Source organism: Pseudomonas sp. 3JA, from assembly GCF_036961705.1.
GTDB classification, from domain to species: Bacteria; Pseudomonadota; Gammaproteobacteria; order Pseudomonadales; family Pseudomonadaceae; genus Aquipseudomonas; species Aquipseudomonas fluorescens_Q.
Map to the genome: position 1 here is coordinate 204,715 of NZ_JBAMDJ010000005.1, position 13,953 is coordinate 218,667.

Genomic DNA, 13,953 nt, shown 5'->3' on the forward strand with positions numbered 1-13,953 from the left:
GCATGATGAAATCACTCGCGGCAGTCTTTCTACCGCGCTTGATAGTACTGCGCTCTACGCCTGGCTTCTTCTCGCTCCATTTCTTCATAATGCTTGCGTTCTTCCCGCTCCCTCGCTTGATGGCGCTCGCGGTGTTTCCTGTCTGCTGCTCTGTCCATTTCGCGCTGGTGTTCCCAGTGGCGCCTGTTTGCCTCTCGATAGTCCTGGTTCCGATCACCGGCAAATGCGCCCGCTGAGGTGAAGCCAATCCAGGTGAGTACAAAAATGGCAGTCATTTTCATGTGATTGTCTCTCTAGCGCAGAGGTAGGCAGGGGGGCCATTTGCGGCTTCCGGTAGACCATAAGGATGGTCGCAAGTGCACTGCTTTGGGTTGAAAGGGGGCGCTCCAAGTTACGTCCCCTTTTTCTGCTTTCTAGAAACTGTACTTGGCGGTCAACATCATGTTGCGAGGGTTACCGTAGGAATCACCGCCGTAGCTCACGGAGTTGGCGATGGTCGAGTAGTACTTGCGGTCGAAGATGTTGTTGGCGTTGACCTGCAAGTCCAGGTTCTGGCTGACCCGGTAGCCGGCCATCAGATCGGTGATCGCGTAGCTGTCCTGTTCGAGGCGGTATGTGCTGCCATCAGCCAGCGAGATGTCGTTGTACATACGGCTCTGCCAGGAGACGTTACCGCCCACGCGCAGTTTTTCCAGCGGGCCCTGGAAGTGGTAGCTGGTGGTCAGCTTGAACAGATGCTCCGGCGTGTCGGTGTCGAACTGCTTGTTTACGTTCTGCGGGTTCGCGGCATCCTTGATGGTGTGAGTGCGCGCGTAGGTGTAGCCACCGCCGACTTGCCAGTTTTCGGTCAAGACGCCTTGCAGTTCGAAGTCGATACCCTGGCTGCGAATCTCGCCGGAGGCGTCGTAGCAGGTTGCCTGTGGGCAGTTTGCGGTAAACAGCTGCACGGCGCGGTTTTCCTGGTCGACGCGGAACAGCGCCACGCTCGCATTCAGCGCGCCATCAAAATATTCGCCCTTGATGCCGACCTCGTAGTTTTTGCCGACGATCGGCTTGACCGGGCTACCGGAAGTATCCTTGGAACTCTGCGGCGTGAAGATATCGCTGTAGCTGACGTAGACCGAATGATGTTCGTCCAGGTCGTAGATCAAGCCGGCGTAACGGGTGAGGTTACGGGTGACCTTGTAGTCGCCGTCGCCATCGCGGTTATCGTAGTCGTACCAGTCCAGGCGCCCGCCGAGAATCAGCTTCAACGGGTCCGCCAGGCTCAGGCGTGTGGTGAGGTAGACGCTGTCCTGAGTGGTCACTTCGCGCTGGTTGCTGGTGTGGACGAAGTCCGGTTTACCCGCATTGAGCGGCCAGTTGGTGTCGTACGGGCTGTAGTTGTGGGTGGTCATGTCGTAGATGCGCTTGCTGGCGCCCACCACCAGTTCATGGGTACGCCCGAACGCTGCGAAGGGCCCACTGGCAAAGGCGTCTACGCCGGCCTGGTTTTCATCGAAGTCGGCCTGGTAAACCGTGCGGGCCAGTGTGTTGTTGACCCAGCGCGATTGGTAAGAGCCGGAGAATAACGCGTTCTGTTCGGCGTAGTTGGCGTTGATCTGAAGGTTCCAGTCGTTGGCCAGGCGATGACGGACTTCGGCGAATACGGTGTTGATCTCCTGATCCTTGTTCTCCCAATCCGTGCCCGGATTGTAGGAGCGTGGCAGATCCAGATGATGGCCGTCCTGGCCGATCATCGAAGAGCCCCAGAAGTAATTGGTCTTGTCCTTCTGGTGGGAAAAACCCAGGGTCAGGGTGGTGTCTTCGCTCAAGTCCGCTTCGGTGACCGCATAGAACAGGCCGTGATCTTCTTCGACATTGTCGATGAAGCTGTTGGCGTCCTGGTAAGAGGTCACGACCCGGCCGCGCAGCGTGCCGCTGTCGTTGAGCGGGCTGGAGGCATCGACCTCGCCACGGTAGTCGTCCCAACTGCCGGCGGCACCGGTCAGGGTGACTTTTTGCTCGGCCAATGGCCGCTTGCGAATCAGGTTGATGGCGGCCGAAGGGTTGCCTGCACCCGTCACCAGGCCGGTGGCACCGCGCACCACCTCGACCCGATCGAACATGGCCAGGTTAGGCTGGGCGCCAACGTTAACGCCGTTGTAGCCACTCGGGATGCCGTCATACATCAAGTTGTCGATTTCAAAACCGCGCGCCTTGTAGGTCTGCCGACCAGGACCAGAGGAAAAGTCCAGGAACAAACCGGGCGTCGCCTTGACCACGTCGTTGATGTCGGTCATCACCTGGTCATCCATGCGCTGGCGCGTAATGACGGTGACGGCCTGTGGGGTTTCACGCATCGTCAGTGGGAGTTTGGTCGCGGTCGACATCGCGCCGGTGGTATAGGACTCGGTGCCTTCCGTGGTATTCCCCAGTTGGCCACTTCCGGAGACCTCGGTTGCGTCTAGTTCCAGGGTGGCGGGTGGGGTGATGGTGTTGTCATCGGCGTAGGCGGGGGCCATGGAGATCATGCAGACAGCCATGGCCAGAAGATTGCGGGCAGGAGTGAAGTGACGCGGCGGGGTGGTGCGAGTCGACATGAATAAATCCTTAGATGCTAATGCGTGCGAGAGTGATTCGCATTAATTGTCTCAGGATTCATCTGAGCGATAAAGTTTGTTGCGGTTGGAGGAGGCGATGCGCAAGGCCGGCAATCGACCCATTTGTCGCCTTCCGACTGATCACACCTTTTAGGGGCTTTACTTCCAGTTAGGCCCTGTAAGTAAAGTTGGGAGCGCGCGATGAGCAACGAACAGGTGGCGCCTGAGACGAAAGGGGTGACGGTGACGTTATTGTCGACGATTGATCTGGGGCCTGAGATCGAGGGTATGGCAGGGCGCCAACTCAGGATGCGCAGGGTGACCATCGAGCCTGGAGGCGTCTTCGGGCCGATTCACAACCATGTAGACAGGCCAGGCACGGTCTACATTCTGCAAGGAACGATCACTGACCATCGAAATGGCGTCGCCACGGATTACGGGCCGGGAGTGGGCTGGCCCGAGGACAGGAACACCACGCACTGGCTCGAGAACAGAGGCACGATTGCGGCGGTGGAAATCTCGGTCGATATTGTCAGGCAAGGGTAAGTTGACTTCACTTGAGCTGAGCAACCAATCAGATCGCGCTGCGGGTCAACGCTGAACAGGATGTCTTTCTGCGATACCAGGTCGATGAAGTGCTTGAGTTTATACGGGATGTCACACCATCGCAGTTGCAATCGCCCTGGAGCGCCAGGCAAAAGCCAGCACCATCAGCAGCCCCCAGACCCGCCATCGCCGCTCCGGCCAGGGAAATCGCCGGATAACCCTGCCCGGCATTGATCACCGCTCCGCCCAGCGCCGCCCCCATTGCGTTGCCGAGATTAGAGGCAGCAATGTTCGCCGCCGGGGCCAGAGTTGTCGATTTCAAAACCACGCGCCTTGTAGATCTGCCGACCAGGACCAGAGGAAAAGTCCAGGAACAAACCGGGCGTCGCCTTGACCACGTCGTTGATGTCGGTCATCGGTTTTCATGTGGTGGAGCGAGGGTTTCCGATCCGTCGGGGTGTAACGCATTGAGAATGCGTTGATGCGGAAAAACCTGAAGTGCGGAGCATGAATGCCCAGGGGAGCAAGTCTCTGCGGCTAATTAATCCAGATGCGTTGCATCTGGGCTGAGGTACTGAGACCAGGCACGGCGGTCAGTGAGTTTTTGTGACAGCCGCACGAATTTTTATCGATTGCTGGATTGACAGCGCCTTCTTAGGATTTCCACTGACCAACTGGGCTTGGCAACGATAATAAAAGAGGAATTCTCGATGACGCTTGCAAACAAGAAAGTCGCCGTAATTACCGGCGGCGCTATGGGTATCGGAGCGGAAGCGGCAAGTGCGCTGGCGAGTGATGGCCACCATGTGATCATTTGCGACATCAATACCACCGAGGCCGAACGTTTCGCGCAACACCTGCGCGACCAAGGTTTCTGCGCCGATGCCTTCCAGATTGATGTCGGTACACCTGCCTCTGTGTCTGCTGCGTTCGAATGGGTTGAGGGCAAGTTTGGGCGCTGCGATGTGCTGGTCAATTCTGCAGGCATCGCCAAGACCATGCCCTTCCTGGAGTTTGATGCCGATGTCTTCAACCGGACAATGCTGATCAATGTCACGGGCACGTTCTTGTGCTGCCAGCTGGCGGCACGCATCATGCGTAAGCACGGATTCGGCAGGATCATCAACATTGCCTCCGTTGCCGGGATGCGCGCAGTGGGCAAAGGCCGGACGGCCTACGGCACATCAAAAGGTGCTGTGATCGCGCTGACAAGGCAGATGGCCGTCGAACTGAGCGAATACGGAATCACCGCAAATGCCATCGCCCCTGGACCGGTCGATACGCCGATGACCAAAGAACTGCACAGCGATGAGTTCCGTAAGGCTTACAGCAACGCCATCCCAGCGAAACGTTATGGCACCACGCGTGAAATCGCCGGAGCAGTCAGCTATCTGGCGTCTGACGTCTCAGCTTACGTCAACGGAATTGTCCTACCCGTGGATGGTGGTTTCCTTGCGTGGGGCGCTGGCGATATCTGAGTAGCGCTGATACGAACAAAGGGGGCGCGTAATGAGCAGGCACTCCCTGTGCGGCTGATCATTCGGCCGCCATTTCTTCTACGATCCACTTCACCAGGTCTGCTGTGTCGGCCCGCGCTCTGGCGTTGGGCGAGATCCACAGCACCAATTTTTCCGGGCCTTCAACACAGCCAAACGGGGCTACCAGCGCGCCGCTCTCCAGTTCCGCTTGCACCAGCATCCGCGGCACACAGGCAAATCCCAAGCCGACCTTAGCCGCTTGAATCAGCAGATAGAAATGCTCGAAGTATTCCAACTCAAGGGAATCGGGCGTGGTCATCTGCAACGCTGAATACCATTCTTTCCAAGCATGCGGGCGAGTCTTGGTAGCCAGCAGCTTTTTGCCGCTCAGGTCGCTCACTTGCTGCACACCTGAAGCCTTAAGGTAATCAGGCGAGCATATAGCCCCAATCCATTCATTGGCCAACGGGATCGGCGCGATGCCGGGAGGTGGGTCAATGCTTTCCAAGCGTATTGCCACGCTGACGCCATCTTGGACAAAGTCGATTGGACCGTGTCCGGTTCTCAAGCCCAGCTCCATCGTCGGAAAGTTGCTGTGCAACCCGGCAAGCCTGGGTAGCAACCAATGCATCATGATCGACGCCGAACATGACAGCTCCAGCGGTTGAGGGCGCACTTCGTCGATACTTTGCTGGATCAAGTTGAATGCGCGGCTCAAGCCAGCGGCAAGGCGCGCGCCTTCTGGAGTCAGTTTAGTGCCATGCGCATTGCGCGTGAGCAAGACGACCCCCAGCACATCCTCAAGCGTCCGAATGTGTCGGCTGATAGCACCGTGAGTCACGGAAAGGGCATCAGCGGCTTCGCCGAAGGTGCCTTTCCTCGCAACCATTTCGAAAGCTCTGAGTGCATTGAGAGACGGTCGCGGAGGGGATGACATGTGCTGCACCTCATGAGCAGGCCATGGCGACCAGAACGCCGGTCGAACCAGAAGCCTAATGTGAGTTTTTCTCAACTTAGCGGGAAATCATATCGTTAGCCCGTCAGCAGGGTCAATGTATATTCGAGGTGAAGGCCGCCCCTGCAAAAGCGGCCAATGAATATAAAAAAAGTAGAGCCAAGGTGATTATCGATGGTCGATCAAACAGCCGGGCGCGAAGAGTTTACGGCCCGTTTCTTCGTAGAGAGCAGTTACCCGATTGAACGGGTCGGCGAGGTCATCGCTGGCGAGCAATCCAGCGGTACATTCATTGCCTTACCCGGTGAGTCAGCTGAGTTGAAAGAGCGTTCACGGGCCCGTGTGGTGTCGGTCAAGTCTCTTCCAGCGGTCACCCGTGCTTCGTTACATAGCGAATACCTGGCTAGGCACAATCCTTCGGCGACGTACTATCGCGGCGAAGTTGAAATCGCTTTTCCAACGGCCAATATTGGTCCGAATCTTCCTGCACTGCTGACCACCATTGCAGGCAATCTATTCGAGATAGGTGAAGTCAGCGGTTTAAGAGTGCTCGATGTCGATCTTCCGGCAACATTTGCCGCTGGCTTCTTGGGCCCACAGTTCGGGATTGAAGGGACTCGTAAACTGTGCGGCGTTCATGACCGTCCAATCATTGGCACCATCATTAAACCCAGCATCGGCCTGACACCTGAGCAGACTGCGACCGTGGCCGATGAGCTGTGTGCGGGTGGTATTGAGTTCCTCAAAGATGATGAACTCTTGATCGACCCGACCTATGCATCCTTCGATGCGAGGTTAAATGCTGTCATGCCTGTACTTCACAAGCATGCAGATCGCCTCGGCAGGATGCCAATGTACGCGATCAATATTTCTGGGAGCATTGATGAAATGCTTCGCCGCCACGACGCCGTACTGGAGTCGGGGGGGACCTGCGTCATGCTCTGCCTGAACTGGGTTGGGCATTCGGGGGTCGAGCACATCCGCAAGCATTCCCAACTACCTATTCACGGCCATCGCAACGGCTGGGGTGCCTTTACCCGCAATCCACAGCTGGGCTTTTCGTTTGAGGTCTACCAGAAAATCTGGCGCCTGGCTGGCATCGATCATCTGCACGTCAATGGCATTCAGAGCAAATTCTGGGAACCGGATGACTCAGTCATTGCCTCGGCACTGAGCTGCCTGACCCCGTTTTCGGGCGTCCAACCGATCCTGCCGGTCTTCTCTTCCGGCCAATGGGCTGCGCAAGCGCCAACGCTGTTCGAAAAGCTGCAGTCGGTGGACCTCATGCATCTGGCGGGTGGTGGAATTATCGGCCATCCCCTAGGTATCGGTGCCGGCATTCAGAGTATGCGCGAAGGATGGGAAGCGGCAACTCAGGGCATACCCCTGCAACAGTATGCAGAGGGCAGACCCGCACTAACCGCCGCCTTGGCAAAATTCGGAGGCGTATAAATCATGCGTTCAGCCAATACGCCCAGGCTTCGTCTGGTGTTTTACGGTGATGATTTCACCGGCTCGACCGATGCTCTGGAAGTCCTTACCGCAGCCGGCCTGAGATGCGCACTGTTTTTGGCGCCACCGTCGCCCGAGTTGTTAGAAGAGCTGGGTGGTTTTGACGCCATTGGCATCGCTGGCGATAGCCGCGCGTTGTCCAATGCTGAAATGGATGAAGTACTTCCAGACATCTTTGAAGCAATCAAGCGCCTGTCCCCCGATCTTGTGCATTACAAAGTTTGCTCCACGTTCGACAGCGCTCCCGACGTGGGCAACATTGGCCATGTCATTGAGCTCGCATCACGCGCCTTTGGGGTAAAAGGAGTGCCAATCGTCGCGGGTAACCCGGCCCTGGGTCGTTACTGCGTGTTTGGCAATTTGTTTGCGTTGTCCAAGACGGACCACTGTGTACACCGGATCGACCGCCATCCCGTCATGCGGGCGCACCCCATCACGCCTATGGGAGAAGCCGATCTGAGTGTCCATATCGGCCAGCAAAAGCATTTATCGATTGCCAAAATCGACATCCTTCAGCTTGACCAAACTGCCGACCTGGCGTCCTTGGTCCGCCAAGCCGCTCTGAGCCATGACTCGGTTCTGATCGACGGCACTACCACTGCTCATATGACCCTTGTAGGAAAAGCACTCACGGAGATCTCTAGCCGCTCGGCGCCGTTATTCGTGGTTGGCTCTTCAGGTGTCGAGTATGGATTAACGCAGCACTGGCATTCGGTGGGGCTGATAGATGCCTACCAAACTCAGGTCATTGCGCTGCAGCCCGCCAGACAAGTGTTGGTCATTTCTGGAAGTGCGTCCCCGTTAAGTCGCGCTCAAATCGATACCGCTATCGCGAGTGGATTTGTCGAACTGGCGGTGGATGCGGCAGCGATCCTCGCAGAGTCACATAAAGGCGGGAGGGTCCAGGATGTGGTGGCGACGGCAGTCGCGCACCTCAAAAGCGGACGCTCCGTGCTGATCCACACGGCAAAAGGCCCGGACGACCCGAGAATCGAACAGATGATCGAAGCGATGACCGCCAAAGGACTGCTTCGTGACGAGGCAAAAATCCGCGGCGGTAAGCAATTGGCTGTCGAAATGGGCTACATCGTTCTGGACATTCTTAAGGCGTATCCGCTCGAAAGACTGGTTATATCCGGCGGTGATACGTCAAGTCAGATCACCAAGATTCTCGCCCCTGATGCATTGGTCATCAAATCCGATCTTTCTCCCGGTGCGCCCCTCTGCCAGGTGCGCTCAAACAAACCGTACTTGGACAACTTGGAAATCGCCTTGAAAGGCGGGCAGATGGGTGACCAGGACTACTTCGTAAAAGCGTTCACAGGTAGGAGCTAACTTCCGTTCCAGGACAGGAACACGCTTGCATATTTACAATAACAACAGGTGAAACTATGCAAACTTCATTCTTAAGTAACAGCGAGACTCATCATGAACATGTTGATGATGAGAAGAAAAAATCCATGAAAAATGTTGTTGCCGGAAGTCTCTTCGGCACAGCGTTAGAAACCTATGACCTCTATTTGTACGGTACCGCGGCGGCGCTGATCTTCGCTCCTCTGTTCTTTCCTGGCACCGATGAAGCTGTCTCAAGACTCGCCTCGCTAGCGTCCTTCGCCATATCATTTGTCGCACGGCCGCTGGGTTCGCTGGTGCTTGGACATTTCGGCGACCGGATAGGCCGCAAGAAACTGCTCTACCTCACGTTGATCATCATGGGCTTGAGCACCGTAGGCATTGGCTTGCTGCCTACCTACGCGAGCGTAGGAATCTGGGCACCCATCATGCTGTGTGTGCTGCGCTTCATCCAGGGCTTCGCTTTTGCCGGAGAATACAGCGGTGCAGTGCTCATGCTACTTGAGCATGCGCCCCGGCGAAAACGTGGCTTTTATGCAGCCATCAACAATATTGGTCCGGTGTTCGGATTCATCGCCTCGGCGGGGTTGCTGCTGATCGTCAGCAGTTTATTGTCGGTGGAGGATTTCTATAAGTGGGGATGGCGCATTCCATTCATTGCCAGTCTCGCCCTGTTGGTCGTTGGCGTCTTCGTACGGTCTAAAGTTGCCGAATCTCCGGTGTTCGAAAAGACCGCCGAAAAACGCGCGGTAGCCAAGGGGCCGGACCTATCACCGGCCATGCGCCTGTTCACCAAGTACCCTAAACAGTTACTTTTGGTCGCAGGTGCCAACATTTGTCATTTTTCGACATTTTATCTTTTTACCGTGTTCGCATTGAGTTACGGTCAGAAGGAACTGGGCCTTTCCAATGCCTTTGTGCTCGCGGTAGCGATGGTAGCCATTTGCACGCACCTGGTAATCGTTCCCTTCGCCGGCGCAATGGCCGATCGACTGGGTCGACGCACCATGATGTTGATCGGCTTCGCGGTGACTGCGCTGGCCGCGTTTCCCTTCTGGCACCTATTTTCCACAGGCCAGTTCCTACCCATGGTCTTGGGCTCATGCCTGTTCATGGCCGGCTACGGCCTGGTATACGGTGCTGTGCCTTCATTCACCGGCGAGGCATTCGGACCCAGCGCACGATTCACCGGGTTCGCCATGGCCACCAATGTCGGTGGCATCATCGGTGGCGGCACGGCACCCATCGTCGGCGCCTATCTGCTCAGCCATTATGGCTCGCCCTATGCCATCTCGGTCTACACGGTAGTGCTCGCGGCAATCTCTGCCTTGTGCGTCTACCTGTCAGCCGAAACCAGAACGATCAATATCACTGACGAGTAATGACCCCCGCGTGCGGCTTGTCCACATGTGCCGCGCGCTTGTTCGACTCGGCAAGCGTAACGCCCTCCAGGCATAAGCGGGTGCAGACCACATTTATCAGTAAGCGGGTCAGACCACGTTCATGAATCGTGGTCTGACCCATACCCTCCTGGCGAATATGATGATTCGAACAGCACCGGTGGCATAGGAATCCGGTGTCTCGAGAGGTTCGTGGTTTTAACTGGCCAGAGTGATCACACCCTGGGCAGCGAGGACGAGGTCTGCTGCCCGCTCGCCAATGACCACGCAAGGCGCCATGGTGTTGCCGACGGTGATTCGGGGCATGACCGAGGCATCCGCGATCCGCAATTTCTCGATGCCATACACGCGCAACTGATGGTCGACCACAGACATTTCATCTCGGCCCATTTTCGCGGTGCAGGACGGGTGCCAATAGGACACGGCGGAATTGCGGATGAACTGCTCCATGGCGCGGTGCGCTTTCGGCCCGGGCACCACCTCGCGTTTTACCAGGTCGTTGAAGGTTTCGCTGTTCCCGAGTGCCCTGCAGAGGTCGATCGATGCAAACGCCGCCGCCATGTCCTCGGGCGCGCTCAGCGAGTTCGGCTCGATGAGTGGAGCATCCGACGGCCCGGCGCCCGATAGGCGCAGGCGCCCTCGACTGACAGGCCTGGCCAGCCCTGCGAACATCGTCCAACCCTGTTGCGGTGGCTGGATACCCACTTCAGCAGGAGAGGGCACCGCAAATTCAAGCTGGCAGTGCAGCAGGTCTGGCGCGTCCAGGCGACTGTCGCTTTTCCAGTACAACGTGGTTTCACAACCGCCGCCACCAACCGCCTGGGGTTGCAGGTACTCCCAGGTACAGCCAAAGGCAACATGATCCTGAAGATTCTGACCCACACCGGGAAGGTGACTGATCGGGACGATGCCATGGGTGCGCAGTTCACTCTCCGGGCCGATGCCTGACTGCATGAGCACCTTGGGCGTGTTCACCGCGCCCATGGACAAGACGACTTCGGCTTCGGCATAGAAGCAGTGCCGTTGCCCTTCGATGATCACTTCGACACCGACAGCTCTTGTGCCCCTAAGCAGGACACGGGCCACCAGCGCGCCGGTGAGGACGGTCAGGTTCGGTTGGTGCAGCCGTGGTCGGACATAGGAATCGTAAACGGATTCGCGCCTGCCCTGGTTGATGCGTAGATCGGTGATCGCAGCCCCGCCGGGGCCTTCCATCATCGCTCCGTTGGGACTGTCATATCGGGGGATACCCAGGCGGCTGGCCGCTTCCAGGGTTGCCCAGGCGAGGGGTTGAGGCGAGGCCGGCTGCTCGACATGCACGGGGCCACCTGAACCACGCCGTGCGGCATCCGGGCTGCCGTGCCAGTTCTCGATCCTGCGGTAGTAATCCAGCACCGAATCGTATCCCCAGGCGTAGTCGCCGGACTCGGCGGCGAAGTGATCCCAGTCCGATCGATGCCCGCGTGCCCAGACCATCACGTTGATGCTGGAGCCACCTCCAAGCCCCTTGCCCATGTTCAAGGAAAGACGACGCCCGTTGAGGTGCGGGTTGGATTGTCCTGCGAATGCCCAGTCGCGCTCTGAACCGAGGTTCAGCGGCCACTGCGCCGGCTCTGCAACTTCAGGGCCGGCGTATTCGTTGCCTGCTTCAATCAACAACACGCGTGCGTTGTCCTGTTGGGCAAGGCGGGCCGCAACCACGCAGCCGGCCGTACCCGCACCACACACGATGAAGTCGTAGTTCCGATCACGCCGATGATTCATGCGTCCGTCCATATCGATGCAGCGGCTGGGTTCAGGGTTATCCGGGGGGCCGCGGCGATCACTGTTCGCCAACGCTTTTCACGGCATCGAGAATCACCTTGGCCACTTCGGCTGGCTGCGACTGCTGGGGCACGTGGCTGGTGTGCACCTGCGCCAGGGTGGCGCCGATACGCTTGGCGGCGGAGCGCTGGACATCGGGATGGATCATCCGGTCCTCGGTGGCGAGCAGATACCAGGACGGTTTGGTCTTCCAGGCAGAGACGGTCGTTTTGTCCTCGAACGCGGATGCCTTGATGGGGCCTTGCGTCGCGGTCATCACGGCGGTCTGCGCCGCTGGAAGATCCTGGGCGAAGTCCTTGGCCATGCCTTCCGGGGTCAAGTAGAGGAAACCGTTGCCGTCAGCCTTGATCTGACTGATACCCGGGGGAGTGGGCGCGCCTTTGCCTTGTTCGCCGCTGGTTTGACCGGCATCGGGAGCGAAGGCGGCGACGTACACCAGGGCACGGACTTTCTTGTCGCTGCCGGCCTGGGTAATCACGGTGCCGCCCCAGGAATGACCGACCAGCACGACCGGGCCCGGCTGATTGTCCAGCGTTCTTTGCGTGGCAGCGACATCGTCGGCAAGCGAGGTGAGCGGGTTTTGCACGACCGAAACGGCGACCCCCTTGGCCTGCAGAAGCGGCACGACCTTGGCCCAATCGGAGCCGTCGGCGAATGCGCCGTGTACGATGACCACCGAAGGCGTTGTATCTTGGGCCTGGCTGATACCGGCGGCCAATGTGCTTGCAAGGGCGAAGGCGACGGTGACGGCTTTTGATCTGAATGTTTTCATGGCATGAACTCCTGTGTGGGGGCTCAATTCTGCTGACTGGCCTGCTTCGTGGGCATCGGTCATTTATCCGACCCCAAGGCATTTTTCATGGATAGTGCGTTGCAACTGGACATTTCATTGAGCGCGGCGCTGCAGGCGATCGGCCAGGTCGGGGACCTCAGCATGGGCCAGCCACTCGGGCATTCCCGACGCGTTGCCGCACTGGCGCGCAGTCTGGCGCAGGCCTCACACGGCGATGGCGAGCACCTGAGGGTGGCGGAGCAGGTCGCCTTGCTGCGCTGGTCCGGCTGCACCGCCAACGCCGAAGGGTTTGCGGATCTGCTCGGTGATGACGTCGATGGCCGCCGCGCGATGCTCGACCTGACCCTGGGCAAAGAGGCCATGAACGCGGTGCATCAGGCGACCCCGCTGGCCTTTGTGCACTGCGAGGTCTCCGGCGAAGTCGCGAAAACCCTCGAACTGGGGGCCGCTGTCGAGGCAGGCTTGTGCCGCGTATTCGAAACCTACGATGGGACTGGCCGGCCGCTGGGCTTGACCCATGAGCACATTCCGGAGGTCGCCTATCAGGTGGTGCTTGCCGGTGATCTGGATATTCTCAGTCGAGCACATGGCTTGGACGCGGCGCTGCGCTGGATCCGCGACCAGTCGGATCGGCGCTATCCCGCTGCCCTCGCGTCGTTGCTCATGGATAACGCCAGGGCGTGGCTGGCAGACCTGGATGGCCGCTCTCAAAACCCGGTCCATGGGGAGGCCGAACGCTCCGTCTCGCTGACCTTGGTGGGGGACGTGATTGACTTGAAGCTACCCTGGCTGGCGGGGCATTCGCGGCGGGTGGCGCATGTCGCCATGGAGACTGCGCGCTTGTGGGGGCTAGGTGAACCCACCCTGATAGCGCTCGGAAAGGCGGCGCTTGTCTACGGTCTGGGTCGGGCAGCCGTTTCCAACCAACTCTGGAACACCGCCGGGGCGCTGCCTTATAGCGCCGCGGAGCGGGTGCACCTGGTTCCCTACTGGACGCAACAGGCGCTGAGGCCTATCAGTGAACTGGCCGTGCCTGCCGAGATTGCCGCCCATGCCTACGAACGGCTCAACGGCAGTGGCTACTTTCGAGGTGTGATGGGGGATGCACTGTGTGCCGAGCATCGACTGTTCGCCACTTCCGTAGCCTGGGTCGCACTCAGGGAAGCCAGGCCCTGGAGGGCGGCCTACGGCGAATCGGAGGCGGCCAGACTGCTGGAGCAGGATGCCGCCAGTGGTTTGTTCGACAAGGCTGTATGCGAAGCGGTTATCGCCGCTGCACGTGGCGAGCGGCGGACTCATCAGCCGAAGAGTTCGTTACTCACCGCACGGGAGTGTCATGTGCTCCTGGAAATCAGCCGTGGCGCCAGTAACAAGCAGGTGGCGCGACTGCTGGACATCAGTCCGAGCACCGTTCGCACACACATGGAAAGCATATTTCGCAAACTGGAATGCTCGACCCGAGCTGCCGCGACTCTGAAAGCATTGACGCTGGGCTTGATCTCCTGATGCC

General features: G+C 58.5%; 12 protein-coding genes and 1 pseudogene. 6 read left to right on the forward strand and 7 right to left on the reverse strand.

The features are described 5' to 3' along the window. Nucleotides 1-29: 29 nt before the first annotated feature. Nucleotides 30-281 (reverse strand): hypothetical protein, encoded by a 252-nt coding sequence (locus tag V7773_RS06065; RefSeq protein ID WP_336072670.1) that lies wholly within the window; start codon nucleotides 279-281, stop codon nucleotides 30-32. A gap of 132 nt (nucleotides 282-413) precedes the next feature. Next, nucleotides 414-2,582 (reverse strand): TonB-dependent siderophore receptor, encoded by a 2,169-nt coding sequence (locus V7773_RS06070; RefSeq protein ID WP_336072671.1) that lies wholly within the window; start codon nucleotides 2,580-2,582, stop codon nucleotides 414-416. A 201-nt stretch (nucleotides 2,583-2,783) separates the two neighbouring features. Between V7773_RS06070 and V7773_RS06075 the strand changes: the two genes are divergently transcribed. After that, nucleotides 2,784-3,128 carry a cupin domain-containing protein gene (locus V7773_RS06075; protein ID WP_013693659.1) on the forward strand — a complete coding sequence of 115 codons (345 nt, stop codon included), beginning with the start codon at nucleotides 2,784-2,786 and terminating at the stop codon, nucleotides 3,126-3,128. A 23-nt stretch (nucleotides 3,129-3,151) separates the two neighbouring features. Here V7773_RS06075 and V7773_RS06080 read toward each other — a convergent pair. Both V7773_RS06080 and V7773_RS06085 read right to left on the reverse strand, forming a co-directional pair. Then, nucleotides 3,152-3,238, reverse strand: a pseudogene (locus tag V7773_RS06080) (FMN-dependent NADH-azoreductase); the annotation flags it as partial. Nucleotides 3,239-3,403: 165 nt separating this feature from the next. Then, on the reverse strand, nucleotides 3,404-3,544 hold the full coding sequence (locus V7773_RS06085) for a hypothetical protein (protein WP_336072673.1): 141 nt from the start codon (nucleotides 3,542-3,544) through the stop codon (nucleotides 3,404-3,406). Nucleotides 3,545-3,838: 294 nt separating this feature from the next. Between V7773_RS06085 and V7773_RS06090 the strand changes: the two genes are divergently transcribed. Beyond that, nucleotides 3,839-4,606: an SDR family NAD(P)-dependent oxidoreductase gene (locus tag V7773_RS06090; RefSeq protein ID WP_336072674.1), complete on the forward strand. Its 768-nt coding sequence runs from the start codon at nucleotides 3,839-3,841 to the stop codon at nucleotides 4,604-4,606. Between the two features lie 58 nt (nucleotides 4,607-4,664). On the opposite strand, the gene V7773_RS06095 is transcribed toward V7773_RS06090, so the two are convergent. Then, nucleotides 4,665-5,543 carry a LysR substrate-binding domain-containing protein gene (locus V7773_RS06095; protein ID WP_336072675.1) on the reverse strand — a complete coding sequence of 293 codons (879 nt, stop codon included), beginning with the start codon at nucleotides 5,541-5,543 and terminating at the stop codon, nucleotides 4,665-4,667. A 192-nt stretch (nucleotides 5,544-5,735) separates the two neighbouring features. Between V7773_RS06095 and V7773_RS06100 the strand changes: the two genes are divergently transcribed. Genes V7773_RS06100 through V7773_RS06110 form a run of 3 tightly spaced genes read left to right on the forward strand, consistent with a single transcriptional unit; the run spans nucleotide 5,736 to nucleotide 9,808 of the window. Continuing rightward, on the forward strand, nucleotides 5,736-7,013 hold the full coding sequence (locus tag V7773_RS06100) for a ribulose-bisphosphate carboxylase large subunit family protein (RefSeq protein WP_207282900.1): 1,278 nt from the start codon (nucleotides 5,736-5,738) through the stop codon (nucleotides 7,011-7,013). A 3-nt stretch (nucleotides 7,014-7,016) separates the two neighbouring features. After that, entirely contained in the window at nucleotides 7,017-8,408 is a 1,392-nt protein-coding gene (locus tag V7773_RS06105) for a four-carbon acid sugar kinase family protein (protein ID WP_336072676.1), read from the forward strand. 56 nt (nucleotides 8,409-8,464) lie between these two features. Then, nucleotides 8,465-9,808, forward strand: a complete 1,344-nt coding sequence (locus tag V7773_RS06110; protein ID WP_336072677.1) for an MFS transporter — start codon at nucleotides 8,465-8,467, stop codon at nucleotides 9,806-9,808. A 216-nt stretch (nucleotides 9,809-10,024) separates the two neighbouring features. Here the strand turns inward: V7773_RS06110 and V7773_RS06115 are convergent, their stop codons facing one another. Together V7773_RS06115 and V7773_RS06120 are read right to left on the reverse strand one after the other, a co-directional pair. After that, nucleotides 10,025-11,590 carry a GMC family oxidoreductase gene (locus V7773_RS06115; RefSeq protein ID WP_336072678.1) on the reverse strand — a complete coding sequence of 522 codons (1,566 nt, stop codon included), beginning with the start codon at nucleotides 11,588-11,590 and terminating at the stop codon, nucleotides 10,025-10,027. A gap of 58 nt (nucleotides 11,591-11,648) precedes the next feature. Continuing rightward, on the reverse strand, nucleotides 11,649-12,422 hold the full coding sequence (locus V7773_RS06120) for an alpha/beta hydrolase (protein ID WP_063320576.1): 774 nt from the start codon (nucleotides 12,420-12,422) through the stop codon (nucleotides 11,649-11,651). An 87-nt stretch (nucleotides 12,423-12,509) separates the two neighbouring features. Here V7773_RS06120 and V7773_RS06125 point away from each other — a divergent pair, with 87 nt between their 5' ends. Further along, nucleotides 12,510-13,949 (forward strand): HD domain-containing phosphohydrolase, encoded by a 1,440-nt coding sequence (locus V7773_RS06125; protein ID WP_336072680.1) that lies wholly within the window; start codon nucleotides 12,510-12,512, stop codon nucleotides 13,947-13,949. Nucleotides 13,950-13,953 lie beyond the last annotated feature (4 nt).